This is a genomic window from Winogradskya humida (assembly GCF_016862215.1).
In the GTDB taxonomy this organism is placed as follows: Bacteria; Actinomycetota; Actinomycetes; order Mycobacteriales; family Micromonosporaceae; genus Actinoplanes; species Actinoplanes humidus.
On record NZ_BOMN01000113.1, the window covers coordinates 138,933 to 165,515 of the forward strand.

Sequence of the window (26,583 nt, forward strand, 5' to 3'; positions counted from 1 at the left end):
CCATCCCCGAGTGTCTTATTGGGCACGTTCGCGGTCGCGGAAGCGGCCCGGGGCGAGGCCGAAGACGCGGCGGAAAGCGGCGGAGAAGCTGAACTCGGTGGCATAGCCAAGCTGCAGCGCGATGGAGCCCAGCGGGAGATCAGTTCTGCGGAGTAGCTGCGCGCCGCGGTCGAGGCGGCGGCGGGTGAGCCAGGCGCCGGGTTTTTCGCCTGTTGCCTGGGTGAATTCGCGGGTGAATGATGCCCGGGACATGTGGGCGGCGTCGCTGAGTTGCTGGACGGTCCACGGCTTGTACGGATCAAGCTCGATGTGGCGCAGGGCCTGTGCGATGCGCGGGTCGGTGTCGGGCGAGTCTCCGGTGGATCCGTTCTGCTCGTGCCATAGGCGTAGTAGGTGGATCAGCAGTAGGTCGACCACTGCCGGCAGGGCCAGGTCATTGCCCGGTTGAGTGTCCGCGGCGTGTTCGCCCAGCAGGGCGGTGAGGGCCTGCAGCGCCGGGTGGCGGTCGTCGTGCAGGAGTGTGATGACTTCCGGTAGACCGTTCAGCGACTCGTGGATCTGGCCCCGGTCGAGGTGGTAGCAGCAGCTGACGAATTCGACGTCATAGCGGTCCGGGTCAGGCGGTGGCTGACGCAGTGCGGGCAGGGCGGCGAAGGCGATCGGGGTGTTGCTGAAACCGTGCGACGGGCCGTGCGGAATGAAGACGATGCTGCCGGGCCGCAGGGCCACGGGCGCCGTGTGCTCAGGGATGAGCCACGGTGTGCCCTGACGGACGATGTGCAGCCCGGAGCCGTTGATGGCGGGGAAGCGGGTGGCCCAGGAACCGGTGTAGCGATTGCGGACGGCGACGGCGCGGCCGGCTCGGGTCCGGGCGACGGCTTCGCTGATCATGTCCATGGACAAAATCGTATCCAGTGGTGACATTTGAGCATGGCCGGAGTGCTCGTAACGGTGTTGGCTGGGTGCCATGAATTCCGTCAGCACCCATGAGTTTGTCGTCGACGGGGTACGGCAGGTGTATCACGTGGCGGGGTCCGGCCCGGTTTGTGTCGCGCATTCCGGTGGGCCGGGGCTGCTGTGGGCGTACCTGCGGTCTCCTGAACTTGAACGGCATTTCACGATGGTTTATGTCGAGCCGGTCGGGACCGGCGACTCCGGGCGTCTGCCCGACGGCGGTTACAGTTTGGCTATTTATGTACGGTTCCTTGCCGCGGTGATCGACCGGCTGGGTGGGGACAGGGTGTATTTGCTCGGGCATTCGGCCGGTGGGTTCGTCACCCAGACGTACGCGCTGGAGCAGCCGGACCGAGTCGCCGGATTGATTCTGTACTCCACTTCCCCGCAGGCCGGGCCGGATTTCTGGGCGGCGGCGATGGACGGGCTGATGGCTTATCCGCAACGGCATCCGGACGTCGCTGAGGCTGCGGCCGTACCGTCGACGTTTCAGCAGGCCCAGGCCGCACCCGACGACGACAGTCTGAGCCAGCTGTTTGCCGCTGCCGTGCCCGTTTATTTCGCTGACTTCTGGTCGCGGCGTGCCGAGTTCGCGCCGTGGCAGGCGGGGATCCGGATGTGGCGTGAATCCGCTATGGCGCAGGACCCCGTGACGTTCGATGTCGAAGAACGTCTCGGTGAGCTGACGGTGCCGACGGTTGTCATTGCCGGGCGTTATGACTTCATCTGCGGTTTGAGGTGGGCGGAGCGGCTGGTCAAGGGCATTCCGGGTGCTCAGCTGCATGTCCTTGAGAACAGCGGTCACTTCGGTCATGTCGAGGAGCCGGCTGCCTTCGCTTCTGCGGCGGCGGCAGTTCTCAAGCAGTTCCGCTGAACGACAGTCGCCCCACCGATCACCTGAGATTCAGGCGGGCGGTGGGGCGATTGTGAGTGGGTCAGCGGTGGCTGCGGCCGCGGGTGCCGGCGACGATGGCGACGCCGACCGCGGCGAGGGCGACCTGGATGATGAGTTCGATCCAGTCGATGCCGGGGGTCTCGGCGACGTCGAGGGCGGCGGCGATGAACGTGCCGATCAGGGCGGCGACCACGCCGATGACGAGGGTCAGCCAGATCGGGATGTTCTGCTTGCCGGGCACGACGAGACGGCCGAGCGCTCCGATGATCAAGCCGATGACGATGGCGGTGATGATCCCGGTTACTTCCACGGTGCGCTCCTAGGGTGGGGTGGCACCCGGGACTGTTCCCGTATCTAGACGATGATCAAACCTGGTTGCGGGTCAGGTTTTCTTGGTCACTGTCACGGCGCTGACCGGGGTTTTGTTGAGGCCCGACATCGAGGTGCCCTTTTCGCCCCAGGTGCCGTTGGCGATCTCGGTATCACGTTCGGCCATCAGGCCCCCGAAAGCGGAGTCGGAGAGCCGGTCCACGCGGAGCTGCCAGGCCAGGCCGATGCCTTCGTCGGCACTCGAGCCCAGATGGATGGGGTACGGCGCCGAGCTGACTTTGCCGTCGAGGTAGCAGCGGCCGCTGACGCAGATCGAGAGCGCGAGGACCGTACCCTTCGCTGCCGCGTCGGAGGGTGAGAGCGAGAACTTGGCCGGGAATGACCAGGTAGCGAGGCTGCCGTTCGCGGGCGAGACGATTGTGGTTGCTGCGGGCGGGTTCGCGGTAGGGCGGGTTGTCGCCGGGGGTTTGGCCGCCGTGGTGGTCGTGGGCGGGGTTGTCGGTGCTGTGGACGGGGCTGCGCTCGGGGGCGTCGTGGGTGAGGGCGCTTGGGACGCTACGGCCGGCGCCTGCGAGGTGGCGGCGGGGGCTGGCGGGGTCGGGGTCTGGGCGAGGGGTGCGGGATCCGCCGGGCTGTCGGGTCGGAGAAGCACTACGCCGGTTATGACCAATGCGGCTACGACGACTCCGGCCGCGGCGATCATCCACCATTTGCGGGGGCCGGCCGGTGGTGCGGAAAAGGGCGCCGCGGAGGACGGCGTCGCAGAAATAGGCACCCCGGAAGTGGGCTGCCCGGAAAGCGGCGGCGCAGAGGAGGGCGGCGGGTTAGCGGCAGGCTGCCGGAAAGTTGACGGCGGTGACGAAGAGGGCGCGACAGGTGAGGGCGGCAGGGTGCCGGTTTGGAGGTAGGTGCGGGCGTTGGTGACGGCCCAGTGGCCGGTGCCGAGGATGGCGGGGCCGAATTGGGCGACCCGGGTGAAGTTGGTGCGGGCCTCGTGGCGGTTGGCGAGTTCTTCGGCGACGACGGCGAGGTCGTACGTCAGCATCAGGCGCAGGGGGTCGGTGTCGGGGAGGCGGTGGGCGCCGGCCATGGCTTCTTCGAGCAGGCGGCGGGCGGCGGTCGGGTCGTCGAGGCGGGTGTGCAGCGCGGCGAGCTGACGCATCGTGGCCAGCAGTTCCGGGTCGCCCTCGGCGAGGCCGGTTTTGCCCTGCTCGATGGCGTTTTCCAGGACCGCCTGAGCCTGGGCGACCTCTCCGGCATCCGCCAGGGTCTGCGCCTGGTAGCGGGCTTGGGGGAACGCTGACGACTCGGGCACCTCGCCATGCTGCCTGGCGACCGGGCGAAATGCCAGTTGCCGGGATGCAGTCGCCGAATGCAGTCCGCCGACGGAAGCCGTTCGGCGCACTGAGCCCGTACCCTCAACGCAATGATGGATCTGAATCTCAAGGGTAAAACGGTTGTGGTCACCGGCGCGGGGCGCGGGATCGGGCTCGCGATCGTCAAGGCCTTCGTGGCCGAGGGTGCCGAAGTCATCGCCGGGTCACGCAGTATCACCGCGGGTCTCAAAGAGCTCGATTCGGTCACCCCGATCGAGGTGGATCTCGCCGAGGCGGATGCTCCAGCGCGCCTGATCGCCGCGGCCGGTGACCGTATCGACGTGCTCGTCAACAACGTCGGCATCGCTACACCGCGGCCGGGTGGGTTTCTCACGATCACCGACGAGATGTGGGCGACAACCTTCAATCTCAACCTCATGGCCACCGTACGCGCGGTCCGCGCCACTTTGCCCGTCATGCTCGCCGCCGGGGGCGGAACAATCGTCAACGTCGGTTCGGTGAATGCACGGCTGGCCGATCCGCTGGTGGTCGATTATTCGGCGTCGAAGGCGGCGCTGACGAACTTCGCGAAGTCGTTGTCGAAGGAATTCGGGCCGCGCGGGATCCGGGTCAACACGGTGGCTCCGGGGCCGGTTGCCACTGATCTGTGGCTGGGTGGGGATGGGGTGGCGGCGACGGTCGCGGCAGCTCAGGGCGGCTCGGCGGCTGATGTCCGGGCGGGCGCGGAGGCGCAGATGGTCACCGGGCGGTTCACGCGGCCCGAGGAGGTCGCCGACCTGGTGCTGATGCTGGCCGGCGACCGCGCGGGAAACGTGGCCGGCGCCGAGTTCATCATCGACGGCGGCATGATCACGACGCTCTGAGCGGACCCCGTCGCCACTTTGACGAATCCTGATATTGTCGCGCCGTCCTCGGCACCGGGTGTCGGTCACCGCGGACGGCACCCAGGGCAACGAGAATTCCATCCTGCCGTCCGTCGACGCCGCCGGCCGGTTCGTGGTGTTCGAGTCGGCGGCGTCGAACCTGACGTCCGACGACGACAACGGCAAGTACGACGTCTTCCTCACCGACCGCGACACCGGCTCCCTGGAGTTGATTTCCCGCGGCGCCGACGGCAAGCCGCTGCCGGGCAACTCCGGCGGCTCGCAGATCAGCGCCGACGGCCGGTTCGTCACCTACCACTCATGGACCGGCACGAGCGCCGAGCCGCCGAAAATCTACGTGTACAACCGGATCACGCAGGCGACCGAGCAGATTCCGGCCGGGGCGCGGGGCAGCCTCTCCCCCACCATCAGCGGCGACGGCCGGTACGTGACGTTCGCGTCCAGCTCCGAGGACATCGTGCCGGACGCCAACGGCTGGTACGGCGACGTCTTCCTCCACGACGCCCAGACCGGCGAGACAAGGATCGTCTCCAGCTCCGCCGACGGCACACAGGGAGACCGGTCCAGCTCGAAGGGCGTCGTCACCGCCGACGGCCGGCACGTCGCGTTCGCCTCCAGCGCTACGAACCTGGTGCCCGGCGACACCAACGACACGGAGGACATCTTCCTCAAGGATCTGAACACCGGCGACATCCAGCGAATCACCGTGACCAGCGACGCCTCGCAGCTGACCGACTTCTGGCTCTACAGCGACCCGTCGGTCAGCGCCGACGGCCGGTACGTCAGCTATGCCACCACCGGCGCGTTCGACCCGGCCGACGTCGACGACGACATCGTCGTGTACGTGCGGGACACCGTCACCGGCACGACCACCCTGGTCTCCCGCCGCGCGGACGGCGAGCCGCTGAGCTCGGGCTGGGCGTCCTCCCCGGCGATCAGCGGTGACGGCGGCGCGATCGCCTTCTGGTCGAACTCCGGCCAGATCGTCACCGGCGACACCAACTACGCCGGCGACCTCTTCGTGTACGACCAGGCAAGCGGCACCACCGAGCGCGTCTCCGTCACCGGCTCGGGCGCTGAGGCCGACGGGGCGGACAGCGGCGTCCTGAGCCACGACGGCCGTCTCGCCTTCTACCGCGCCGGAGCCACGAACCTCGTCCCGGACGACACCAACGGCAAGGATGACATCTTCGTCACCCGCCGCTCGTAAACCCGGCACTGCACGCCGCCCGATCGTGCGCTGTGCGCCGATCGGGCGGCCGATGCGGGGTCCATCAGGGATTCTCCCTGATGCGTCTGGGGGTGGGGGCGGCCGAAGAATGGCGGCATGAAGATTGTCAGGAAAACCGGCATTGCTGCCGGTGCAGCCGCTTTGGTCGTGTTCGGTGTGCCCGGTCCCGCGGCGGCGATGTCCGGTGGTACGCCGGTCACCGATCCGCAGGCAGCGCGTTGGGTTGCCACCCTGGCGATTCCCGGGGACGCGCCGCTGTTGCAGCGAGCCGGATGCGGCGGGGCGCTCGTCGCGCCGGACCGGGTGCTGACCGCGGCGCACTGTGTCGACCGTACCGACCCGAGCCGGACCGAGGTCCACATCGGGGCGCGGGTGCTGTCCGCGGACCCCGGCGAGGTGCGTGGCGTCCGGGGTATCGCCGAGCTGCCCGGTTACCGCCTTCTGCCGTCCCCGGCCGGGCCTGACGAACCGGGTCTGGACAGTGCACGCAGGGACCTGGCGGTGGTGTTGCTCGACCGCCCGGTGACCGACATCGCACCCATGCGGATCGCGGTTCACCGTCCGGTGGCGGGTGCGCCGGTGCAGTTCTTTGCCCACGGTACGACCGGGATCGCCGGACCGGACGCGTTCCGCAACGACGTCCTGCACCGTGGTGACCTGACGGTCCTCGATCGCGCCGGCTGCCACGACGCCACGCCGGCCGCGATCGACGACCGTTCGGTGTGGTGTTCCGCGGACACCACCACCGCGGCTGTGACGGGCTGTTATCAGGACAGCGGAAGCCCGGCAGTACAGACGATCGCCGGGCTTCCGGAACTGGTGGGCGTGTTCAGTTTCGGCGGCGAGACGGCCGGCCGGTCGTGCGGCGAGCCGTCACCGCTGTACTTCGCCGACCCCACCGCGTTCCGGACGTGGATCCACCAGCCGCTGTTGCCGGCGCAGCCCTACCCCGCGAGCCGGCCGACGGTCACCGGGAGCGCCACGGGTGGCGGCCTCGTGCATTGCACCGCGCCGTCCTGGGACCTGCGGCGAGGGCTCCCGCCGGTGACCATCGCGTACCAATGGGTGACGGTCACCGTGATCGGCCCGTTCGTGATCCCGGAGCCGATCGAAGGAGCGACAGGCCGCGACTTCACCGTCGACACGGCTTCGGCGGGCCTGTCGCTGGCCTGCCAGGTGACGGCCGGCAACGCAGGAGGGTACTCGGCCGTGTTGTCAGATCCGGTGATCACGACGCTGTGAACGACGCGGGGGTCAGGACCGCGCTGACGCCGTTGAGGTGGTGATGCCGACCGGCTGGTCCCCTGCTTCGATGACGTCGACGCATCGGTTGAGGGCGGCGACCATGTAGCGGCGCCAGAGTGGGGTGAAGGGGCCGGCGAGGATCCATCGGCGGCCGGGGAGCGGTTTGAACTCGTAGGTCCAGCGGATGAGGGTGCCGGGTCCGTCGGGGTTGACGTTGAACTCGCCGCGGATTCCGGCTGCGAGGCGGGACAGGACGTTGGTGAAGTTTGTCAGCTGGTAGGCGAAGCTGTGCCCGTCGGTGTACTCGGTGATTTGTTCGTCTGCCTGGGATCTGTCGTCGAACTGGGGGTTTCGTCGCGCGCCGGCGTGGTCCCAGGCTTCGGTCTGGTTCGCGACGCGCGTGATGCCGGGGAACGGTGCCACCGGGCGGAAGACGGTGGGCAGGTCGATGGGGACCAGGATCCGGAACGTGTCGGCGGGTGTCCTGCGGGTGCGTTGCTGGACGGTGATGGTGACGGTCTTGTCGGCGGGGCCGATGAGAAGTTCGGTCATGGTTCAGGCCTCCGAGGGGGCGACGAAGACGACCTTGCCCTCGATCGGGGCGGTGGCGACCTCGGCGTGCACCTGCGCGAGGTCGGCCAGCGGCACCCGCCGGGTTGCGCCGAGGTGCAGCTTGCCGGCGTCGAGCAGGGTCACCAGCCGGGTGAGCTGGTCGGCGTCGGGACGGAAGAAGAGATTGATTCCGCGTACGCCGCGAGCCTCGTCGGACGCAGCGGGCATCCAGACGGTGGTGTTGACCAGCACGCCACCGTCCCGGATGTCGCCGGACAGGGCGGCCATCTGCTCCGGGGTGATCGGGGCGAAGTTGAGCACGACGTCGACCGGCTCGGACAGCTCCGGGATCCCGGGGCCGTGGATCTCGTCGGCGCCCGCCACCTTGGCCTGCTCGGAACTGCGCGGGCCGGTTGTGGCGATCACGTACGCGCCGGCGTTCTTGGCCAGCTGCACCGCGAAGCCACCGACGACGCCGCCCGCACCGTTGATCAGCACCCGCTGGCCGGCGGTCAGCTTCGCGTGCTCGAACAGCGCCTGCCATGCCGTGAGCCCGACCAGCGGCAGTCCGGCGGCGTCCACCAGCGGGACGCTCGTGGGGGCTGCCGCCAGAATTCCGGCCGGGGCGATGACGTACTCGGCGGCCGCGCCGGGGCTGGTCAGCGGCAGGGCGCCGATCACCCGGTCACCGATGGCGAAGCCGGTCACGTCCTCGCCGAGCGCGTCGACCGTACCCGCGATGTCGATGCCGGGGGTGTGCGGCAGCTGGATCGCGATGGGGCCCCGCATGGCACCGGCGCGGATGTTGCCCTCGACCGGGTTGAACGACGTCGCCGCCACCCGGATCCGGACCTCGCCGGCGCCGGGGACCGGCTGGTCCACGTCTTCGTAACGCAGGACCTCGGGGGCGCCGTACTCGTGGAAACGCACTGCTTTCATGATGATCCTCGTCCTTCTGATATTGATATGGTGCGACGGTGACAGTCGGCAGTCGGGGTCACTTCCGGCCGCCAGGGCACGCAGCTTCGCGTGGCTGACGGAGCCGGGCACAGCGGTGAAGAACAGCAGCATCTGGCGCTCCGCCGGGTAGAGCAACTGGTGGCGGTACAGCTCCAACTCGCCCAGGGCGACGTGCCGATAGCGCCTCGGGTGGCGCCGAACAGGGACACCCACCTCGACGAGAAAACGCTTACGCGCTGACGGGTCGCTCAACCAGCGATCGACCAGAAAGTGCGATGATCCGCCGGTACGGGTGTAATCCCCGAACAAAGCGATCGCCGGACGGGTCTGTAGCAACACCTCGCCGAACCGGGAGAACACCGTCGCCGGATACTGCGGCAGGTGCTCGACGACGAGTTCCAGGACCGGGCTGATCCGGTGACGTGTCGCCACCTCCTGGCGTACCTGGAAGAAGTGCTCCAGTATTTCCCGATCCACATTGCTCACCACCTCCCCGGTTCGACCACTCAAGCGTGGCGCAGAACGGGAGGCGGGTGAATGTTCTGGTCATCCACGGTACGACAGACCATGGATACGAGCGTCAGGCTCGGGCTACGCGATCAGCCGCCGGAGTTTCGCCTCACTCGGTGATCCGGGTTCGGCCATGAAGACCAGCAGATCCTGGCCCTCGTCGGGATCGACCAGGCGCCGGCTGTACAACTCCAACTCGCCCACTTCCGGGTGACGGTAGCGTTTCAGGTCGTGGTGATGGGTGACGTCCACCTCGTGCCGCCGCCACACCTCGGCGAACTCGGGACTGACCGCCAGCAGGGCATCGACGATCTCCCCGGCGGCGCCCGCGGGATCGGTCGTGTACGCCGCCCGCAGGTCCACGGTGAAGACGCGGCCGCGTACGTCATGGTCCTCGGGCGGATAGATGGCCCGCTGGGCCGGGTCGGTGAACCAGCGATAAACCAGATAGCGCGACAGGCCCTCGAAACGGGTGTAGTCACCGAACAGCGCCTTCGCCGCCGGGGTCTGCAGCAACGCCTCACCGAACCGGGAGAACACGATCGCGGGCGTGTCCGAGAGCTCCTCCGCGATGGTCCTGATGGCCAGACTGACCCGGTCGTCCGGCGGGGTACGCCGCGGAGCCGCGTGCCCGCCGAGGGCGAACAGGTGCTCGCGTTCGCTCGGGCTCAGCCGCAACGCCCCGGCCACCGCGGCCAGCATCTGCTCGGACGGCATCGGGCCGCGCTTCTGCTCGAGCCTGCTGTAGTAGTCGGCCGACATGCCGGCCAGCACCGCGACTTCTTCGCGCCGCAGGCCACCGGTACGACGGCGGGCGCCCCGGGGCAGCCCCACCTCCTCCGGCTGCAGCGCTTCGCGGCGGGCCCGGAGAAAGTCCGCCAGCAACGCGCGGTCCATCGCCCTCCCCCGCCTCAGCCGACCTGGTCGCGCCGGAACACCGCACTCGGGCCCGGCGCCGCTTCACTCACCCCGTGATCGTACCTGCTTTGAATTCGAAGCTATTCACACAGCACACGCCGTCCTCTGCGCGGAACGCATGGCGCTTGACGTGGCTACTTGCATTTTGCAAGCATGGTCGTCATGAGCCTCTTCATCACCTGCCCGGTCGAGAGCGTCGAGCGCGCAACGGCCTTCTACACGGCCCTCGGCTGGACCCTCAACGCCGAGATGTCCGACCACAACGTGTCGTGCTTCGCGATCGCGCCCGAGCAGTACGTCATGCTCGGCAGCCGGGAGATGTACGCGAGCGTCGGCGGAGTCGAAGAGTTGATCGGCGGACCTCAGACGCCCTCGAAGGTCACGGTCTCGTTCGACCTGGGCAGCCGCGAGGCGGTCGACGAGCTCGTCGACCGCGCCGGCGCCGCCGGCGGGCGAATTGGCGACACCGACGACTACCCCTTCATGTACCAGCGCCAATTCGACGACCCCGACGGCTACCACTACTCACCGTTCTGGATGAAGGCGGACGCCGATCCGGCCGCGTGAGCGACCTAGCCGCGGCCCTCGACATCGTCGGAGCACGGTGGGCCCTGCTCATCGTGGAACGTCTGCTCGACGGGCCACAACGCTACGGCGATCTGCAGCGCGACCTCGGCGTGCCGACGAACATGCTCGCGACACGCCTGCGTGAGCTCGAAGCGGCCGGCGTGCTGTTCCGCCTGCCGCTTCGACACAACACCCGGGCCTATGCGCTGACCGATCGCGGGCTCGCCTTGCGCGAGGCGATCGTCGCACTCGGCACCTGGGGCAAGAACGACGCCTAGGTTTATTCGGTCTTGCGGCCCAGCCAGGAAAGGCACGCCTCGGCAACCCCGCGCCAGCCCGCGTCGATGGTCAGGCTGTGGCCGCGGTCGGGGAATTCGAGGAGTTCGGTGACGGCGGTGGAGTCGCGGTACTGCTTGAATGTTGCCTTCGTGACGGCTTCGGGGACGGTGTGGTCGCGGCCGCCCATGACGAGAAGCAGAGGTCCTCGGTCGTTGTTGCCGGTTTCGACCGCGGCCGGGGAATGGGCGGAGAAGTTCGCGGCGGCGGCCTCGAACAGCGGCTTACCGGGGGCGGGGATGACCCATTGCTCGTACAGGGCGTCGGATTCGTCGGGGGTGAGGGCGTTGCCGAAGGCGTACCTGAATTGGTCGGCGGTGAGGGAGACGGCCCGGTGGCGGTTCGCGGGGTTCTTGAAGACCGGCAGGGTCGCGCGCAGGGCGGACAACGGCAGTGGCAGGACGCCTTTGATCTGGGCGGCGTCGATGCCGATCGCGGCTGCGGCGCGGTTCTCCCCCAGCAGTTTCTCGGCGATCATGCCGCCGAAGGAGTGTCCGATGAGGATCGGCGGTTGTGGCAGGGTTTCGATGATGGCCGCGTAATGTTTCGTGACGTCGTCGATGCCGTGGTCGGCGATGCTCTCGGGGTTGTCGCGGGCGCCTTTGACGGTGTCGGGGATGCCGGGCCAGCCCGGCGCGATCGGGGCGTAGCCCGCCGATTCGAACAGGTCGATCCAGGGCTGCCAGGACGTGGCGTGCAGCCAGAGACCATGGATGAAGACAACCGGTTGGCGCGTGTCGGTCATGACGAGAGCCTTTCGGTACGCGTAAATGCGGTCCCGTCACACCATCCTCGCCCCGCGAACCCACTCGCGTCGGTCGATCGGTTACGTCTTGGCGGACAGCCACGTGTGTGCGGCTTTGACCAGCGTCTCGTGGGGAACGTGGTCGAACGCGCTCAGTTTGAGGAAATGCTGAGCGATCGTGAGGCCGAGGATGCTGCTCACGGCCAGCAGTGCGCGCACCTGAGCATCGTCGCCCTCGAAGGACTGCGTGAGGTTGTCGACGCGTTCGTCGAGGAATGCGCGAACGGACGCTTCGGCTTCGGGTGAGGTGAGCATCGAGCGGACGAGGGCGCGCGTTTCGGGGGGCAGTTCTCCCAGGCGTACATCAAGAACGTCCATGAGGTGGTCATTTGCGCCTTGGGGGTTGTCCTTGGGGAGTTGGACGGCGATGGCGAAAAGGTCGGCTTTCGTGCCGTAGTGCTGCATGACGAGCGACGCGTGGACGCCGGCGCGCTCGGCGATCGCGCGCACCGTCGTGCCTTTGTAGCCGTGGGTCGCGAACTCCTCCTGGGCCGCTTCCAGAATTCGCTGGGCCGTCCGGGCGCGTTTGGCGTCTCTCGTGGTGCCGGTCACAGCGCTCACTCTACACATGTTTAGCGAACCTGCTACGGTTCACTCGACAAGTGTTTAGCGAGATGGGACGAACCATGGCTTTGATCGGTATCGAGGAGCACTGGACCACCCCCGGGCTGGCGGCGGCCCTCAAGGCGCTGCCCGCGGGGCGTCGCGACGACAGCCTCGCGTTCAACGAGATCGGCGACCACCTGACCCGGCTGGAGGACATCGGCGACGCCCGGATCGCCCAGATGGATTCCCAGGGCATCGACCTGGCGATCCTGTCGCTAGCCCCGCCGGCAACCGGGCCGCTCGACCCCGCGGACGCCGTACCCCTGAGCCGCGATCTCAATGATCTTGCCGCGGCAGCGGTCAGCAAACACCCGACGCGGTTCCGGGCCTTCGCCACCCTGCCGATGGCCGAACCGTCCGCCGTCGCCGCCGAGCTCGAACGCACCGCGGCGCTGGGCTTCGTCGGCGCCATGGTCTACGGCCGCACGGGCGAGGTCCCGCTCGACGACGCCCGCTACGACGACCTGTTCGCCACCGCGGCCGCGCTCGGCAAGCCGCTGTTCATCCACCCGCAGATCCCCTCCCCCGCGATCCGCGACGCTGCCTACAGCGGCTTCGACCCGATGACCGAGCTCGCCCTCGCGACGTTCAGCTGGGGCTGGCACATCGAGGCCGCCCTCGCCGCGCTACGCCTCATCGCCCGCGGCACCTTCGACCGGCACCCCGACCTGCAGATCATTCTCGGTCACTGGGGCGAACTCCTGCCATTCTGGAGCGACCGCACCAACAGCCTGACCCGGATCACCGGCCTCCAGCGCAAAGCCTCGGAATACGTACGCTCGAACTTCCACATCACCAGCTCGGGAATGCTGAGCCCCGCACTGCTGCAGCACACCCTCGAAATCACCACGATCGACCGGCTGATCTTCTCCACCGACTACCCGTTCCAGCAGCCGACCCAGCCGGAGATCCGCGACTTCCTCACCGCATTCGCCAGCGACGAGGACCGCGAGAAATTCACCGCCGGCAACGCCCGCAAACTGTTCGGCCTCAGCGCCTGATCATTGCCGCACCACTGCCGGTGGGCGCGCCACGTTCGGTATTAGATCCTGGTCACCATGTGCCGCTGCTTGCGCGCCATCGCCCGCACCAACACTCCCGCGCGAGTCCCGGCGGATCGCCGCGCCAACACCCCGAGCCCGAGCCTGAGAGCGAGACGTTCATCGAAGCTGTCGCGGGCGTTCTTGTCAGATGGTCATGCCACAATCCCGCCCATGATTCAGATCGTCACCGGAGGGTTGATCCACGAAGATCACATCCTGCTCGCCCGCGGGGTGCCCACGCCTGAACTACAGCGGCGCCGCGACAACTGCCTACGCCGGAGTCACGGCCTGGTGGGTGTCCAGTCCTCGGCGAGGATGGCGTAGCCGAGCGAGTCGAGCCACTGGCCGCTGCGGTGCAGGGAGTCGCGGACGCCGTGCTGTTCCCGGCGCATGCCGAGGCGTTCCATCAACCGCCAGGAGCCCTCGTTGTCGTAGAAGCAGACAGCTACGATCCGCCGGACGCCGAGATCCTCGAAGCAGTAGCGGATCAGCTCGCCGGCTGCCTCGGCGGCGTATCCCCGGCCGGTGTGGGCGGGATCGAGCACCCAGCCGAGTTCCACCTGCGTACCGGTCGCCTGCCCGGCCACCTCCTGCTGCGACCACGCGTCCTCCCGGCGCAGCATCAGGTCGCCGATGATCGTGTTGTCGAGCTCGATGACGGCCGTGGTCGCGAGGCGTGCGGGGGCGCTGAACACGGTGCGCCAGTCGTCGAAGCCGGCCGGGCGCGACGTCAGCCATTCGGTGACCCCGTCAAGCCGGCGGAAGCTCCAGGTCGCCTCGGCGTCTTCGGCCTTCGCCTGTCGTATGGTCAGCCGGTCGGTGTGCAGCGGGCGGTCGAGCACCGGCGACGGCACCGGTTCGATCACCCGCAGGCTCAGCAGGGTGGCTCCGATGCCGCTCAGCGCGGCCAGGACGCCGTACAGCTCGGCCTGGTCGGTGATCGGCCCGGTGAGGATGCTGGTGCCGTCGTCGTTGCGGGCGATGCCGAGCCCGCGGAGCCGGTCGGCCCCGTGGTCGTCGAGGTGGCCGTCGACGGTTATCGCGTAGGTGGTGCTCATCAGGCGGTCCCTTCGATCAGCGGTGCGTCGGCGGATTGTATGACCTGGTCAACGGCAAAATGTTTGCGGGATCGATCCCGCGCCCACTCTTTATGACCGCCGTCTTGGGGAGGCCATTCATGCGGCGCTCGTCGGTCCACGTCCAGGTCTACGGGTTTGCGGGCGATGGCCAGGCCGAGGCTGCTGCCGCCGTTCAGGACCCGGTGGCCCGGTCCGCAGCAGAGCGGCGCTCAGGTGCTGGTCGCCGAAGGAACGCCGCCGCTGCAGGTGACGGTCATGGTGACCTGCGTGTTGCCGTGCTTGAAGGACACCTCCGGAGCCGGCCCGGCTTCCGTGTCACCGTCGATGACCTTGTAAGGCTTGATGGCTGACCAGGAAAGGATGTGCGCTGTGCCGGTGGCGGGGCAGGTCGCGCGGACGGTCCCGGCGGCCGATGAGAGTGTTCGCTCCTGCGGAGCGGCTGCGGTTGTGGTTGTGGTCGCCTCCGGCTCCGGTCTCGAGGAAGTGGGAGTGCCCGCCGGGTTGGTCGTGTCCTCTCCGGCTACAGCGCCGGGAGTCACGCGACCGGCCGTCGTGCGGGCTGCGCCCCTCGGACTGACGCCGGTGGCGCCTGGCGTCGGTGCAGTGGACGTGATCGACACTTTGGGGGCCGGATTCGTGGTTGCTGCACGTGGCGGCTTGACGCTTACCTGCGGCGTTCGCGCGGTCGCCTCCGGCCGGGAGGGATGCAGCAGCGCAATTGTCGTGATGGCCGCTGCCACCAGGATCAACGGCGCCATGATGTACGGCACCAGGCCGCGTCGTCGGCGTACGGCCGGCGCCTGTGCTGCTTTCGGGTCGGCCTCCGCCGGAGGTCGCTGACCGGCCACGGGGTCAGTTCTCCCCGGCAAGTTTTCGTTCATGGCAACCGGCTCGACGGGAGAAGCGCTACGGGGAGTCTCGTCGTCGCGCACCGTCTTGGTGGCGCCGTGGGCGAGCAATGCCGCCACCTCGCGGGCGCTCGGGCGTTCAGCCGGATCTTTGGCCAGGCAGCGATTGCACAGCGCGGTCACGAAGTCGGGCACCTGAAACATCGGCAGCAGCGGGAACGGGTCCACGTAGATGTGCGCCGTGAGCATCTGGGTCGTCGTCTCGCTGGTCCATGGCGGGTGCCCGGCAAGGAGCCGGTAGAGGAGAACACCGAGCGCGTAGACGTCCGACGCCGGCTCCACCGCGTCATGCAACAGCCGCTCGGGGGCCAGATACGCGGGCGTACCGAGCACCTCGAAGTCTTCAACGCCGGCCCGTGACGGCTGGATCGCAGCCGCGATGCCGAAGTCGACCACCTTGGCCCCGGTCGGGGAGAGCATCACGTTGGCCGGCTTGATGTCGCGATGCACCAGCCCCTCGACATGCGCGGCAGCCAGAGCGGCGGCGATCTCCGCGCACACACTCATGGCGTAGCGGGGTAGCACTGGTCCTTCGTTGAGCCGCTGGTGGAGAGAACCGCCACGGACAAGTTCCATCACGACATAGGGAACGATCTCCCCGGCTACGTCAGCCTCGCCGTAATCGTGCACCTGGGCGATGTTGGGATGGGACAGGGTCGCGGCGGCTCGGGCCTCGTGACGGATCCGGCTGCGCGACTGAGGATCGCCGATGTGGTGAGCAGCCAGGAGTTTCACCGCGACAGTGCGAGCCAGGACGTCGTCGTGGGCCTGCCAGACGACGGCCATGCCGCCGGCACCCACCTTGGAGATGAGACGGTAACGGCCACCGAGCACCCAGCCGGTGCCGGTTTGGTCGGTTGCGTCGCCGTGTGTCCCATCGCCACTCATCGCTGGCAGTCTGCCGTGCCGATGGGATAAGCGCATCCCTAGGACCCTGACGACCTCCATGGTGGTCGTCGTCTGCAGTCCGCACATCCGTTCGGACGGCCCCGTACGGTCGAAGCGCCGAGCCGTCCTGATTGAACTCGACCGCTCGGTCATCCGATCGGAGGAACCGTCCGCGGCCATGACCTACATCATGTAGGTAATCTTGTCAGTGCCCTACAGTCGCTGTGACAAACAGGTCGAATGCGACGAAAGGCCTGCTCCGTGACGCTGCTGGTTCTGGCCGAGGATGACGACGACATTCGCATGATCACCGCACGTGTTCTACGCCGGGCGGGCTACACGGTGATCGAAACAGCCGACGGAGCCGCCGCCCTCGCCGCCGTGCGTGAGCACCGGCCCGCAGGCGTCGTCAGCGACATCGACATGCCGGTGATGTCGGGCGTCGACCTGTGCCTGGAGTTACGCGCCGACCCGGCGACGAAGGACCTACCGGTGATCTTCGTCAGCGGTAGCCTGATCCCGGGCGACACACGTCCCGCACAGGCGCAAGCGACCGCGATACTGGCAAAGCCTTTCCGGTCACCCGAACTGGTGACATGCGTGCAGAACGCACTGGAGCAGGGTCGCCAAGCGGGGCCCCCGACGACCGGGTAACCACAGAGGTTCCCTAGGCTCGTTCGTCGTCCCATGCCAGGGCACTGATCCGCCACCCCGCGCCCGTCCGGACGAACTGCAGCGACTTCATCCCCCGCCCGGTGAACGGCTCACCGTCCTGCACGCCGGACTTCGCATAGCTGCAAAAATACTGGGCGATGTCGCCGTACACGTCGAGGCGCCCGGACTCTTCCCATTCGCGGAAGCCGGTCAGCCTGCCGCTGTCGAGCAGTTCGGCACGCGGCCGGATAAAGCTTTCGACCCCATAAACCACGGGCTCATCCCCACACGTACGCACAATCGTGGCCTGTGGCAGGAACAGCTCGCGAAGAGCCTCGGCATCCATCCCCGTCTTGAACGCGGCAAAGAACACCTCCACCAACTCCGCGATCGCCACCCGGTCCGTCGCCTCATCTCCGGTCATGCCGCAACCGTATGCCCGTGGAGGATGGGTTTGTGAGAAGCGGAGTCAGCCGGTGGGAGAAGAGCCAGATGCTCGCCCTTCTCGACAAGAAGCTCGGCAAGACGACAGCGCTGCCGGATACCACCGTCGAACGCTTGCGATGCTACATCGAGCACATGGAGCCATCCCGGATCGACGTTGGCTGGATGGCGGCCGGCCGGCTGCGCAACGTCTGGCGCGACCGGTATGAGGCGTACGACCTGGAGAGCACCCGTGCGGGGTGGGGCATGTTCTTTGCCCCGCTCGAATCCGAGCGGGGCGCGGTCGGATTGGTAGGCCTGAGCAACGGCGGACCCGCTCAGTTCATGCTGGTCCTCAGCGAAGCGGGTGATCGGATCCTCGCCTGCGTCTCGAGGAACGAGGAAGAGGTCAGGCCGCCTGCGGGGTGAGGACAGTCTTGGCGGACTGGCCAAAGTTTTGATTCCGGCCGCCCTCAGCGTTACGGCTTTAATCGGGCGGCGCGATGCCGGGCGAACCGCTGGTGGGCCGGTGCGGCGTCGTTGTCACGTCAGAGGTTGTTGTCGTTGCAGGAGGTGGGGGTGCTTCCCGGGGGAGGTGACGCGCAGGACTGCTCTGCCCCGCCCGAGGAGGGGCATCCGGCCAGGAGTGTCACGGTGAGAACGGCGATCACACCGGCGAGCACCGGCCGATGCCACGCGGAAGAGATCACGCCGCCTGCTCGGTGAGGACGGACTTGGCGGTCTGGCGGAAGGCTTTGATCATCGGGTTGGGGTCGTCTTTGCGGCTGACGATGATGACTTTGCTGGTGGGGGCGTTTTCGAGGGGGATGGTGACCAGGTCGGGGCGCAGGGTGGTGCGGCGGTCGCCGACCGGGAGGACGGCGATGGCCTGGCCGCCGGCGACCAGTTCGAGTTTGTCCTCGTAGCTTTCGACCATCGGGACATCCGCGCCGAGGAGGCGGTAGGTGGTCCAGCCGGGCATCTCGTACGTGCAGGGGGCCTCGGGGAAGGCGTCCAGTTCCTCCGAAGTTACCGAGGTCCGGTCGGCCAGGGGGTGGCCGAGGGGGACCACGAGCATGCGGGGCTCTTCGTAGAGCAGCGTGGTGCGGATGTCGGCGGCGGGGAGGGGCAGCGGGGATCTGGCGACCAGGACGTCGACGCGGCCGTCGGACAGGGCTCCTACGTCGCGGCAGCTCAGGTGGCGGGTGGTGATTTCCGCGGCGGGGTGGCGGTGGCGGAGTTCGCGGACGGCGGGGGTGATCACGAGGTCTTCGGCGTATCCGATGGTGAGGCGATCGAGGGCGGCCTGGTCGCGTACGGTCAGCTCGGCTTGAAGGGCTGCCTGTAGCAGTGCCTGGGCTTGCGGGAGGAACGCTTTGCCGGCCGGGGTGAGGCGGGTGCCCTGGGGGATGCGGTCGAGCAGGCGCGCTCCGAGGCGTTTTTCGAGGCGCTGGATCTGGCGGCTGAGGGCGGGCTGGGCCAGGTGGAGCTCGGCGGCGGCTTTGGCGAAGGTCTGGTGCTCTGCGACGGCGGTGAAGTAGCGGACGAGCCGCAGTTCCAGGTCCTGCCCGAGGTCGTTCACCTCTCCCACTGTAGCCATGCTGTTTTGGCATGCCTGGGTTGCCGGACAGGTCTTGGACGGCGGTGCGGGTGCGGGCTTTAACTCGGGGGGTAAAGGTTTCCTCGAGAAAGCGGCAGGCGTGATGAAGGCGATTCAGTTCCACGAGCCTGGCGGCCCGGAAGTTCTTCAGTACGATGACGTGCTCGTTCCTGAGATCGGTGCGGGTGAGGTGCTTGTCCGGGTTCACGCGGTGGGTATCAATCCGCCAGACTGGTATCTGCGTGAGGGTCTCAAGGTCATGCCGCCTGAGATGCGGCCGCCGCTGGATTACCCGCTGACTCCCGGTACGGATATGTCGGGCGTCGTTGAGGCGGTTGCTCCGGACGTTCAGGATTTTGCCGTGGGGGACGCGGTTTTCGGGATGCTGCGGTTTCCCGGGTTCGACGGTCGCACGTACGCCGAGTATGTTGCCGCGCCGGCCTCGGATCTGGCGCTCAAGCCGACCGGGCTCGATCACGTTCGGGCGGCGGGGGCCCCGATGGCCGTACTCACCGCTTGGCAGTATCTGGTTGATCTCGGTCATGATGTGCCGTCGCCGTTTACCGGGCAGGTGCATCAGCCGGTTCCCATTATCGACGGGATGACCGTGCTGGTGAACGGGGCCGCCGGTGGGGTGGGGCATTTCGCGGTGCAGTTGGCGAAATGGAAGGGCGCGCGCGTGATCGCGGTGGCGTCCGGGCGGCACGAGCAGTTTCTGCGCAAGCTCGGGGCTGACGAGTTCGTCGACTACACGTCGACGCGGGCTGCGGATGTGGTCAGTGATGTCGACGTGGTGATCGATGCGGTGGGCGGGCAGGAGAGTCAGCTCTTTCTGCGTACGCTCAAGCGCGGTGGCATTATGCTCCCGGTGTTTTTTGCGGAGTACGACGCGGCGGAGACCGCGCGGCTGGGCATCACGGTTTCGAATATTCAGGTGCGTTCGAATGGGCCTCAGCTCGCCGAGATCGCGCGGTTGTTCGACGAGGGCGGACTTCAGGTCGGCATTGACAGCACCTATCCGTTGTCCGATGCCGGTAGCGCGCATGAACGAGCCGCGCAGGGCCATATTCAGGGCAAGATCGTGCTGACGGTGGCGTCATGATCGTCGAACTGCAGCAGGTCGTCGCGAAGTACGCGCATGCGCTGGACGAGCTTGATGTGCCGGGGCTGGAAGCCGTGCTGACCGAGGACACCACGTGGACGTTCACGGCGCCCGGGCAGGGCGTGCTCGGGCCGGTTGCCGGGCGCCCTGCGGTGCTGGGTTTTGTCCGTGACGGGCATGCGGCGCAGACCGGGCGGGTGCGGCATCACCTGGGCAATGTCGTGGTCACGACCGCGAACGATGACAGCGCGATGGTCCATGCCACATTGCTGCAGACGAGGGACACCCAGGTGATCTCGACCGGCGTCTACACGTTGGGGCTGCGGCGGGCCGGTGGTGTGTGGCGGATCGCCGAGCTCACCCTCGCTCTCGACAAACCCCTCGAGCGGATCCCGTGAACCAGGACATGGTTGACGCTGATGGCGCCGCGCCCACCTGTCAGGAGCGGTAGCGGCTCGCCAGTTCCGGCGACTGCGCGCCGAACGCCGCGAGGTTCAGGCCGGCAAAGACCCCCAGACCCTCGTCGACCCGGAAACCTTCGACAAGCTCGCCCTGCACTTCGCCGCCGTACAGGAGGTCACGAAGACCTACGCCCGGCGTGCCGTCGGGCAGATGCTGCTCATGCTGAAGGCGCACGCCGACTCGCAGCACGACCCCGACTTCGGCCGGCTGCTGCCCGACGGCCGCTCGTACCGTGTCGTCCCGACCGAGCCGGTCGACACGGCCTGGCACGTGTCGCTGCAACACACCGAGCCGTACGCCGCCGCCTGCCAACAGATCGCAGGAGGATTCGTGCACCACGTGCCGATCCTGACCGAGGGCATGGCGGACGGCTCCTCGATGGAGTACACCCGCCAGGCGCTCACGGCGACCGGCTACTACATCGACCCCGAGTTCTGGGACGGCGAGGCGAAGTCCTGCTGCCCGCCGAACCCGGGGATCTGAAAGGACTATCTGATCAATGCGCATTGACTGGACCGAGCTGCCCCAAGCCGTCACGACAGAGGTAGCCGACCGCATCGGCGGACTTCGCGTCACCCCCGCCACGACTGGTGATCACGCGGAGATAGCCGCAACCGTCACCGGCACGAGCGGGAAGGTGTTCGTCAAGGCGGCCCACACCGATTTCGGGGTCCGGTCACTGCGCTTCGAGCTGCGGGTGAGTGAGGCCGTCAGCGGGTCGCACTCACCCGCGATCGAATGGACTTTCGAGGCTGCCGGCTGGCTGGTGGTGGGCTTCGAACACTGCGAAGGCCCGCACGCCGACCTATCCCCGGGAAGCCCCGATCTGGAGCTCCTCGGTGACGCGCTGTCGGTGCTCAGCCAGGCACCGGCACCCGATGTGTCGTTGTTCAGTCCGAAGGCACGGCTCGGGTTCGAACACCCGGCGATGGCTGGCGAAACGCTCGTCCACACCGATCTCGGCCCGGCCAACTTGATCGTGACCCCGAACGGCCTGCGGATCGTTGACTGGGCCATGGCCGCTAAGGCTGCGCCATGGGTTGAGCTCGCCATGCTCATGCCGTGGCTGATCAGTGCTGGCCATACCCCGGGACAGGCCGAACAGTGGCTTGTGCGGCAATCGGCGTGGCAGCTGACCGATCCAGAGGTCCTGGACTACTTCGCGACAAAAAACGCCGAGAAATGGGCCACCAAGTCGGCGGGAACAACCATGGCTTGGATGCATGACCTCGCGACCTGGACGTCTGAATGGGCGGCGTATCGGCATCGGCTCAGCAACTCCGCCCCGACCAGCTAACTTCCACCGCCGATCCCAAACCCGCTGCGGAAGGAAGCCGAACTCGGCCATCTCCTCCGGGTCTGAGCTGTGTTCCTCGCTGCAGATCGCGCGCCATGCTCCACACGCCGTTGGTCGCATTCCATATGGCGTGCGCCTGCGTGGTATCCAGTACTGCATCGGCTCGGCCTTCGGCTCGCACGATGACATCCGCGGGCGCTGTTGCGTTGAGCGATCGGGTGCTGTGGCGTGGGTTCGGCTGCGCGTTCAGGCACAGATGAGCGGTGAAGTCTGCAGCCCGTTCACGTCTGTCGCCTCCTCCGTCGTCAGCGTTCGCCGGCTTTCGGTTCCCGAGCGAGGTGATCGTGGCGGCCGTGCGCTGGTACCTGCGCGACGGCCTGTCGTACCGCGATGTCGAGGAGTTGCTCGCCGAACGCGGCGTGGAGGTGGATCCCGTCACTGTCTACCGGTGGGTGCAGCGTTCACGCCGTTGCTGGCCGACGCGGCGTGGTTCGCACGGCGTTCGCCGGGTGACCGCTGGTTCGTCGATGAGACGTACGCGAAGGTCGCCGGGGTATGGCGGTACGTGTACCGGGCAATCGACCAGCACGGCCAAGTCATCGACGTGCTGGTATCTGCTCGCCGCGACCCGAAAGTTCTTCACCCGCGCCCTTAAGGCGTTGAGGACGGTGCCGGTAGGGGTGGTGACCGACGCCGCAGCGGTCTACCCCGTTGTACTCGCCGACTTGGTCCCGGCCTCCTGGCATCACGTCGAGCAGTATGCGAACAATCCTGTCGAGGCAGATGACAGCCGGCTCAAACACCGGCTTCGGCCGATGCGTGGACTACGGACCGACCGCACCGCCCAGACCGTCATCGCCGGACACGCCTTCGTCCAGAACCTGCGCCGGGGACACTACGAGATCGCCGCCGACACGGCATCCCGGCAACGCCTGGCTACCGCGTTCACTGAACTCGCCACGGCGATCTCACCACGCCGCCCGGCCAGACCGAACGCGTCTCCCGAGCGATAAGGCAACAGCGCCAACTGACCACAACCACGCCAACGCCGGCGCAGGTCATACAGAGTCAAAGGTCAGCGGCTTGCGGACCGCTCACTGGCCCAGTGGTGCGAAGAGGTGGTGCTGCCAGATCTGACGCGAGTGCTGCTCGGGGTAGGGGGCGACGTCGCCCGGGACGTCGAAGATCCGGGTGAGCTGTGAGCCGGGATCGTAGGCGGGCCAGCCCGGGTCGCCCGCGGTGGCGAAGCGGGTCCACGCGGCCCGCATCCGCGCGGACAGGTCGGCCGCGTCCGGGCCGGGCTCGTCGCCGAGCAGGGCGGCGGGGCCGCCGCTGGTGAGGTTGCCGAAGACGAGTGGGACGTCGAGGCCGTGGCAGGCACCGAGGACGCCGCCCATCCCGGGTGCCGGCCAGGTCAGCTCGTAGAGATAGGTGCGACCGGTGTGCGCGTCGGCGAGGTGGACCGTGGGCATGCGGAATAGCCAGTCGGAGTGGACGAGCTCGTAGAGCTCTTCGGCGCCGGCGTCCGGGAAGGCGTCGCGGTAGCGCCGGGCACCCTCGGGCGCGAGCGTGTCGAGGGCGGCGGCGGCCTGCTCCGGCGTCACCCGGCCGAGTACGCCGTTGATCAGGCTGAACAACCGCTGTTCGTGGCGGGTGTGCCCGGCCAGCAGGACGACGTCGCGCGCGGCGCCGGCGGCCAGTGCCTGCCAGGGAGTCGCCGGCAGGACGTCGCCGTCGACCACCGGGGCGAACAGCATCGACTCGTACGCCGGCGGGCCGGCCGTGACCGGGTCAGCCGTACGCGCCAGCAGAGCCGGGTCCACATCGGCGAGGTCCGCGACCGTGGGTTCGAGCCCGATCTCGGCCGCGCAAGCGGTGGCAACGGCGGTGGCGAGCGCCGGGGTGAAGAAAGCGCCCGGCACGCTCTGCGCGACGGCCCCGCGGAACAGACCGGCCGCGCGGGGCATGGTGAGCAGTGCGGCGACCGACCCGCCGCCCGCGGACTCGCCGAAGATCGTTACCCGGTCGGGGTCCCCGCCGAACGCGGTGACGTTGTCGCGCACCCATTCCAGGGCGGCGACCTGGTCTAGCAGCCCACGATTGGCGGGAACGCCGGCCAGAGCGCCGAAGCCCTCCAGCCCGAGGCGGTAGTTGAAGGTCACCAGGACTACGTTGCCGTCGCGGGCGAGGTGGCCGCCGTCGTACTCCGGCCAGCTCGCCATGCCGACCGTGTAACCGCCGCCGTAGATCCACACCAGCACCGGCAGCCGCGCCGCGGGATCGGGGGTGGGCGACCAGACGTTGACGGTCAGCCAGTCGTCGCCGGTCGCTGGGGGCGCTCCCCGGCCGAACGCGTCGCTCTGCGGAACCGGTGGCCCGAATGCCACCGCTGGGCGTACGCCGTCCCAGTCGTCCGCGGGCTGCGGCGCGCCGAACCGATGTGCGCCGACCGGCGGAGCTGCGTACGGAATCCCGCGGAAGACCGCGACGTCCGACTCCCAGCTCCCGCTTAGCGCCCCGTTGCGTACCCGAACCTGTGGCGGCATAGCCGGATCCTCGTCCGGAACCGGCACCGCCGCCAGCAATTATCCCAGGGAGGCGCTCGCCGCCCGCAGCTCTTCCAGGGCGGCCAAGGTGTGCGGGGCGAGCGTGCCCTCGGCGGACTTGTCGACCTCGGACCACTGGGCGTAGCCGCGCTTGAAGGCGAGGACGCCCATCTCCCCCGCCAGCGCGGCGGTCGGGCCGGGCACACCCCGGGCGACCAGGGCGTCTGTCATGGCGGCGGCGAGGCTGACGGTCTTGAGGGCGTCGCGTTCCTGCAGCTCAGTGCTGGCGGCGACCGCGGCCTTGATGCGGGGGCCCAGGTCACGGTTCAGGGGGCCCATGGCTCCTGACACGCGTACGAGTCCAGCCGCCACCGCCTCGAGCGGGGTCGCGCCGTCGGGGGCTTCGGCGATGCCCTCGGCCAGCAGCAGGCTCAGGGCTTCCTGCCCGGCCACGAGCAGCTCGCGCTTGTCGGGGAAGTGCCGGAAGAACGTGCTGCGGGTGACGCCGGCGCGCTCGGCGATCTGCGCGACCGTCGTGGCGTCGTAGCCCTGCTCGGTGAACAGGTCGACGGCGGCCATGACGAGTCGCTCACGTGCGCCGGGTTCCCATCGAGCCATGCTCCCATCATAGGTGACGGGACACGTGTCCCATCACCTGGTAGTGTCATGGGATAAGAGTCCCATCACTTCTCGGGAGTATCCATGCACGTCTTCATCACCGGCGGCACCGGCCTGATCGGCTCCGCCGTCGTCGCCGAGCTGCTCGGCAACGGTCACAGCGTCCTCGCGCTCACCCGCTCCGACGCCTCCACCCGGGCCGCTGAGCAGGCTGGCGCCAAGACCCTGCGCGGCGGTCTCGCCGACCTCGACGTCATCCGCTCCGGCGCCGCCCAGGCCGACGGCGTGATCCACCTCGCCTTCGGCAACGACTTCAGCAGCGCCGAAGCGGTTGCCAACTCGGTCGCCGAGGAAACCGCCGCGATCATGGGCATCGGCGAGGAACTCATCGGCAGCGACAGGCCGTTCGCGATCGTTTCCGGCACGCCGTGGGTCGCGGGCCGGCTCTCCACCGAAACCGACCAGCTCCCCCTCGAAGGCCCGGTCGGCGGTCGCGGCCGTACGGTCAACGCAGCATTGGAACTGGCCTCGCGGGGCGTCCGGACCACCGCCATCCGCATGCCACGCACGGTTCACAACAACGGCGAGGGCGGATTCGGCGGGCTGCTCACCCAGATCGCCCGCCAGAGCGGGGTGTCCGGCTACCCGGGCGACGGTACGCAGCGCTGGCCCGCTGTGCACGCGCTCGACGCCGCGGTGCTGTTCCGGCTCGCCCTGGAGAACGCCCCGGCGGGCACCGCATGGCACGCGGTGGCCGACGAGGGCGACGCGGTGCGTGACATCGCCGCGGTGATCGGGCGGCGGCTGGGTCTGCCGGTCGAGCCGGTGCCGACGGAGAACTTCGGCCCCCTCGGCCCGATCTTCGCCGCCGACCAGCCGTCGTCGAGCGAATACACCCGCAAGACCCTCGGCTGGGAGCCCACGCACCCGAGCCTCCTCGAAGACCTGGAGAACATCCAGCCGTAATCTCTGCCGGTGATCAATCGTCGAACCGACCGCAGGACAGGCGCATGAAGCCCTGACCGCTGCGGGGTTCGACGAGGTAGTGGCCCGTCCCGCCCACGCCGGCGACACGGCGCCGATCGGAAGCCTTCTGATCGCGATCGGCGCCGGGAAGGCGTGCCTGATCCGCATCCTGCAGGCGGACACACAGACCGGCTATTTCGGCGGCCGACTACCCGACGGCACCTGCCTGGCGCTGTAAATCAGATACCCACGGATGCTGAGCAGGCGCGTCGGCGCTCGCTCAGCATCCGTAGAACCGAACGCCAGATCATTTTGCGCAGTTCGACGCCCATTCGAAGGAGCCGGCGTTGCGCCACACGGGTTCGCCGTATCCACTGTCCTGTTCGCCGGGGCCTGCTCCGTCGTTGTTGTAGATGAGGTCGGGATCTTCGGCCTCGGTCTTTGTTTCGCCGCGTCCGATGCAGACGAAGGCACCTTGCTGGCCGAGATCGTGATAGAGCCTCACGATCTCCATGCCGGAATCAACCTTGAAGCCGTTGTTTGCCAGCCCATCAAATGTCCGAGCGCAAAGGGTGGCAATATTTTGGCTCCCTTGGAATCCTGTGTCGCACAGCCCGCCTCGGGCGGTGAGACCGAAGTAGCCGGCTTGGGGCATCCGGACAGGCTGCGCGGGCGGCGTTGCTGCCGGCGGCCCCGCCGGCGTCGGAGTGTCGGTGGCGAGGAACAGTGCGATCACAACCGCCAGTGCCGATGCTGCCGTCGCCGTCCCTGCTGCTGCGGTGATGAGTTTCCAGCGTGCCATTTTTGGCTCCTTCATCAGGTGGGCTGTGAAGCCACCATCAGTGGGTTGAGCTGCTGAAATCCAGG

The 26,583-nt window shown here is 68.0% G+C and carries 32 protein-coding genes and 1 pseudogene; 16 read left to right on the forward strand and 17 right to left on the reverse strand.

What is annotated here, in order from left to right:
• Positions 1-15 precede the first annotated feature (15 nt).
• Positions 16-897: an AraC family transcriptional regulator gene (locus Ahu01nite_RS39600; protein WP_203841887.1), complete on the reverse strand. Its 882-nt coding sequence runs from the start codon at positions 895-897 to the stop codon at positions 16-18.
• Positions 898-967: 70 nt separating this feature from the next.
• Between Ahu01nite_RS39600 and Ahu01nite_RS39605 the strand changes: the two genes are divergently transcribed.
• Positions 968-1,828 (forward strand): alpha/beta fold hydrolase, encoded by an 861-nt coding sequence (locus Ahu01nite_RS39605; protein WP_203841888.1) that lies wholly within the window; start codon positions 968-970, stop codon positions 1,826-1,828.
• Positions 1,829-1,889: 61 nt separating this feature from the next.
• Here Ahu01nite_RS39605 and Ahu01nite_RS39610 read toward each other — a convergent pair whose 3' ends face one another.
• The gene (locus tag Ahu01nite_RS39610) at positions 1,890-2,159 is read right to left on the reverse strand and encodes a GlsB/YeaQ/YmgE family stress response membrane protein (protein WP_203841889.1); all 270 of its coding nucleotides are present in this window, start codon (positions 2,157-2,159) and stop codon (positions 1,890-1,892) included.
• A gap of 72 nt (positions 2,160-2,231) precedes the next feature.
• Positions 2,232-3,494, reverse strand: a complete 1,263-nt coding sequence (locus Ahu01nite_RS39615; RefSeq protein WP_203841890.1) for a tetratricopeptide repeat protein — start codon at positions 3,492-3,494, stop codon at positions 2,232-2,234.
• 111 nt (positions 3,495-3,605) lie between these two features.
• On the opposite strand from Ahu01nite_RS39615, the gene Ahu01nite_RS39620 reads away from it, so the two are divergent.
• From Ahu01nite_RS39620 to Ahu01nite_RS39630, 3 genes are all read left to right on the forward strand, one after another.
• A complete protein-coding gene (locus Ahu01nite_RS39620; RefSeq protein ID WP_239159498.1) occupies positions 3,606-4,379 on the forward strand; it encodes an SDR family NAD(P)-dependent oxidoreductase in 774 nt (257 codons plus the stop codon).
• 58 nt (positions 4,380-4,437) lie between these two features.
• The gene (locus Ahu01nite_RS39625; RefSeq protein WP_203841891.1) at positions 4,438-5,610 is read left to right on the forward strand and encodes a TolB family protein; all 1,173 of its coding nucleotides are present in this window, start codon (positions 4,438-4,440) and stop codon (positions 5,608-5,610) included.
• 117 nt (positions 5,611-5,727) lie between these two features.
• Positions 5,728-6,873, forward strand: a complete 1,146-nt coding sequence (locus tag Ahu01nite_RS39630) for a S1 family peptidase (protein WP_203841892.1) — start codon at positions 5,728-5,730, stop codon at positions 6,871-6,873.
• Between the two features lie 12 nt (positions 6,874-6,885).
• On the opposite strand, the gene Ahu01nite_RS39635 is transcribed toward Ahu01nite_RS39630, so the two are convergent.
• The 3 genes from Ahu01nite_RS39635 to Ahu01nite_RS39645 all read right to left on the reverse strand — a co-directional run bounded on the left by Ahu01nite_RS39635 (position 6,886) and on the right by Ahu01nite_RS39645 (position 9,795).
• Complete coding sequence (locus Ahu01nite_RS39635; protein WP_203841893.1) at positions 6,886-7,428, reverse strand: SRPBCC family protein; 543 nt, start codon at positions 7,426-7,428, stop codon at positions 6,886-6,888.
• 3 nt (positions 7,429-7,431) lie between these two features.
• Positions 7,432-8,865 (reverse strand): alcohol dehydrogenase catalytic domain-containing protein, encoded by a 1,434-nt coding sequence (locus Ahu01nite_RS39640; protein ID WP_203841894.1) that lies wholly within the window; start codon positions 8,863-8,865, stop codon positions 7,432-7,434.
• A 114-nt stretch (positions 8,866-8,979) separates the two neighbouring features.
• Complete coding sequence (locus Ahu01nite_RS39645) at positions 8,980-9,795, reverse strand: helix-turn-helix transcriptional regulator (RefSeq protein ID WP_203841895.1); 816 nt, start codon at positions 9,793-9,795, stop codon at positions 8,980-8,982.
• Between the two features lie 183 nt (positions 9,796-9,978).
• Between Ahu01nite_RS39645 and Ahu01nite_RS39650 the strand changes: the two genes are divergently transcribed.
• Together Ahu01nite_RS39650 and Ahu01nite_RS39655 are read left to right on the forward strand one after the other, a co-directional pair.
• The gene (locus tag Ahu01nite_RS39650; protein ID WP_203841896.1) at positions 9,979-10,383 is read left to right on the forward strand and encodes a VOC family protein; all 405 of its coding nucleotides are present in this window, start codon (positions 9,979-9,981) and stop codon (positions 10,381-10,383) included.
• A complete protein-coding gene (locus tag Ahu01nite_RS39655; protein ID WP_203841897.1) occupies positions 10,380-10,661 on the forward strand; it encodes a winged helix-turn-helix transcriptional regulator in 282 nt (93 codons plus the stop codon). Before Ahu01nite_RS39650 ends, Ahu01nite_RS39655 begins: the two co-directional genes overlap by 4 nt.
• A 2-nt stretch (positions 10,662-10,663) precedes the next feature.
• On the opposite strand, the gene Ahu01nite_RS39660 is transcribed toward Ahu01nite_RS39655, so the two are convergent.
• Positions 10,664-11,464, reverse strand: coding sequence for an alpha/beta hydrolase (locus Ahu01nite_RS39660; protein WP_203841898.1), 801 nt, complete (start codon positions 11,462-11,464; stop codon positions 10,664-10,666).
• An 81-nt stretch (positions 11,465-11,545) separates the two neighbouring features.
• Positions 11,546-12,076: a TetR/AcrR family transcriptional regulator gene (locus Ahu01nite_RS51545; protein WP_275411816.1), complete on the reverse strand. Its 531-nt coding sequence runs from the start codon at positions 12,074-12,076 to the stop codon at positions 11,546-11,548.
• Positions 12,077-12,150: 74 nt separating this feature from the next.
• Here Ahu01nite_RS51545 and Ahu01nite_RS39670 point away from each other — a divergent pair, with 74 nt between their 5' ends.
• Positions 12,151-13,131 (forward strand): amidohydrolase family protein, encoded by a 981-nt coding sequence (locus tag Ahu01nite_RS39670; RefSeq protein WP_203841900.1) that lies wholly within the window; start codon positions 12,151-12,153, stop codon positions 13,129-13,131.
• Positions 13,132-13,454: 323 nt separating this feature from the next.
• Here the strand turns inward: Ahu01nite_RS39670 and Ahu01nite_RS39675 are convergent, their stop codons facing one another.
• Both Ahu01nite_RS39675 and Ahu01nite_RS39680 read right to left on the reverse strand, forming a co-directional pair.
• Entirely contained in the window at positions 13,455-14,231 is a 777-nt protein-coding gene (locus tag Ahu01nite_RS39675) for a GNAT family N-acetyltransferase (protein ID WP_203841901.1), read from the reverse strand.
• 230 nt (positions 14,232-14,461) lie between these two features.
• Positions 14,462-16,228: a serine/threonine-protein kinase gene (locus Ahu01nite_RS39680; protein ID WP_239159499.1), complete on the reverse strand. Its 1,767-nt coding sequence runs from the start codon at positions 16,226-16,228 to the stop codon at positions 14,462-14,464.
• A gap of 81 nt (positions 16,229-16,309) precedes the next feature.
• On the opposite strand from Ahu01nite_RS39680, the gene Ahu01nite_RS39685 reads away from it, so the two are divergent.
• A complete protein-coding gene (locus tag Ahu01nite_RS39685; protein WP_203841902.1) occupies positions 16,310-16,702 on the forward strand; it encodes a response regulator in 393 nt (130 codons plus the stop codon).
• 13 nt (positions 16,703-16,715) lie between these two features.
• Here Ahu01nite_RS39685 and Ahu01nite_RS39690 read toward each other — a convergent pair whose 3' ends face one another.
• Positions 16,716-17,126, reverse strand: a complete 411-nt coding sequence (locus Ahu01nite_RS39690; RefSeq protein ID WP_203841903.1) for a nuclear transport factor 2 family protein — start codon at positions 17,124-17,126, stop codon at positions 16,716-16,718.
• A 68-nt stretch (positions 17,127-17,194) separates the two neighbouring features.
• Between Ahu01nite_RS39690 and Ahu01nite_RS39695 the strand changes: the two genes are divergently transcribed.
• Positions 17,195-17,554, forward strand: coding sequence for a hypothetical protein (locus tag Ahu01nite_RS39695; RefSeq protein WP_203841904.1), 360 nt, complete (start codon positions 17,195-17,197; stop codon positions 17,552-17,554).
• A gap of 119 nt (positions 17,555-17,673) precedes the next feature.
• On the opposite strand, the gene Ahu01nite_RS39700 is transcribed toward Ahu01nite_RS39695, so the two are convergent.
• Together Ahu01nite_RS39700 and Ahu01nite_RS39705 are read right to left on the reverse strand one after the other, a co-directional pair.
• Positions 17,674-17,835: a hypothetical protein gene (locus Ahu01nite_RS39700; RefSeq protein ID WP_203841905.1), complete on the reverse strand. Its 162-nt coding sequence runs from the start codon at positions 17,833-17,835 to the stop codon at positions 17,674-17,676.
• On the reverse strand, positions 17,832-18,707 hold the full coding sequence (locus Ahu01nite_RS39705; RefSeq protein WP_203841906.1) for a LysR family transcriptional regulator: 876 nt from the start codon (positions 18,705-18,707) through the stop codon (positions 17,832-17,834). The genes Ahu01nite_RS39700 and Ahu01nite_RS39705 overlap by 4 nt, the downstream gene beginning before the upstream one ends.
• A gap of 16 nt (positions 18,708-18,723) precedes the next feature.
• Between Ahu01nite_RS39705 and Ahu01nite_RS39710 the strand changes: the two genes are divergently transcribed.
• Both Ahu01nite_RS39710 and Ahu01nite_RS39715 read left to right on the forward strand, forming a co-directional pair.
• On the forward strand, positions 18,724-19,827 hold the full coding sequence (locus tag Ahu01nite_RS39710) for an NADP-dependent oxidoreductase (protein ID WP_239159500.1): 1,104 nt from the start codon (positions 18,724-18,726) through the stop codon (positions 19,825-19,827).
• The gene (locus Ahu01nite_RS39715) at positions 19,824-20,225 is read left to right on the forward strand and encodes a nuclear transport factor 2 family protein (RefSeq protein ID WP_203841907.1); all 402 of its coding nucleotides are present in this window, start codon (positions 19,824-19,826) and stop codon (positions 20,223-20,225) included. Before Ahu01nite_RS39710 ends, Ahu01nite_RS39715 begins: the two co-directional genes overlap by 4 nt.
• A gap of 40 nt (positions 20,226-20,265) precedes the next feature.
• Here Ahu01nite_RS39715 and Ahu01nite_RS50890 read toward each other — a convergent pair whose 3' ends face one another.
• Entirely contained in the window at positions 20,266-20,463 is a 198-nt protein-coding gene (locus tag Ahu01nite_RS50890; RefSeq protein WP_239159501.1) for a hypothetical protein, read from the reverse strand.
• On the opposite strand from Ahu01nite_RS50890, the gene Ahu01nite_RS39720 reads away from it, so the two are divergent.
• The 3 genes and pseudogenes from Ahu01nite_RS39720 (at position 20,449) to Ahu01nite_RS39730 (ending at position 22,599) form a co-directional block, all read left to right on the forward strand.
• The gene (locus tag Ahu01nite_RS39720) at positions 20,449-20,772 is read left to right on the forward strand and encodes a glycine-rich domain-containing protein (RefSeq protein WP_239159502.1); all 324 of its coding nucleotides are present in this window, start codon (positions 20,449-20,451) and stop codon (positions 20,770-20,772) included. The two genes, Ahu01nite_RS50890 and Ahu01nite_RS39720, sit on opposite strands and share 15 nt — an antisense overlap.
• 16 nt (positions 20,773-20,788) lie before the next feature.
• On the forward strand, positions 20,789-21,586 hold the full coding sequence (locus Ahu01nite_RS39725) for a phosphotransferase (protein ID WP_203841908.1): 798 nt from the start codon (positions 20,789-20,791) through the stop codon (positions 21,584-21,586).
• Positions 21,587-21,873: 287 nt separating this feature from the next.
• Positions 21,874-22,599: pseudogene (locus Ahu01nite_RS39730) on the forward strand (IS6 family transposase).
• A gap of 81 nt (positions 22,600-22,680) precedes the next feature.
• Here Ahu01nite_RS39730 and Ahu01nite_RS39735 read toward each other — a convergent pair.
• Together Ahu01nite_RS39735 and Ahu01nite_RS39740 are read right to left on the reverse strand one after the other, a co-directional pair.
• Positions 22,681-24,132: a carboxylesterase/lipase family protein gene (locus Ahu01nite_RS39735; protein ID WP_203841909.1), complete on the reverse strand. Its 1,452-nt coding sequence runs from the start codon at positions 24,130-24,132 to the stop codon at positions 22,681-22,683.
• Positions 24,133-24,171: 39 nt separating this feature from the next.
• Positions 24,172-24,750: a TetR/AcrR family transcriptional regulator gene (locus Ahu01nite_RS39740; protein WP_203841910.1), complete on the reverse strand. Its 579-nt coding sequence runs from the start codon at positions 24,748-24,750 to the stop codon at positions 24,172-24,174.
• Positions 24,751-24,834: 84 nt separating this feature from the next.
• Here Ahu01nite_RS39740 and Ahu01nite_RS39745 point away from each other — a divergent pair, with 84 nt between their 5' ends.
• Entirely contained in the window at positions 24,835-25,716 is an 882-nt protein-coding gene (locus tag Ahu01nite_RS39745) for an SDR family oxidoreductase (RefSeq protein WP_203841911.1), read from the forward strand.
• A 79-nt stretch (positions 25,717-25,795) separates the two neighbouring features.
• Positions 25,796-25,954: a hypothetical protein gene (locus tag Ahu01nite_RS39750; protein WP_203841912.1), complete on the forward strand. Its 159-nt coding sequence runs from the start codon at positions 25,796-25,798 to the stop codon at positions 25,952-25,954.
• Between the two features lie 69 nt (positions 25,955-26,023).
• Here the strand turns inward: Ahu01nite_RS39750 and Ahu01nite_RS39755 are convergent, their stop codons facing one another.
• Positions 26,024-26,518, reverse strand: a complete 495-nt coding sequence (locus Ahu01nite_RS39755) for a hypothetical protein (RefSeq protein WP_203841913.1) — start codon at positions 26,516-26,518, stop codon at positions 26,024-26,026.
• Positions 26,519-26,583: the final 65 nt, after the last annotated feature.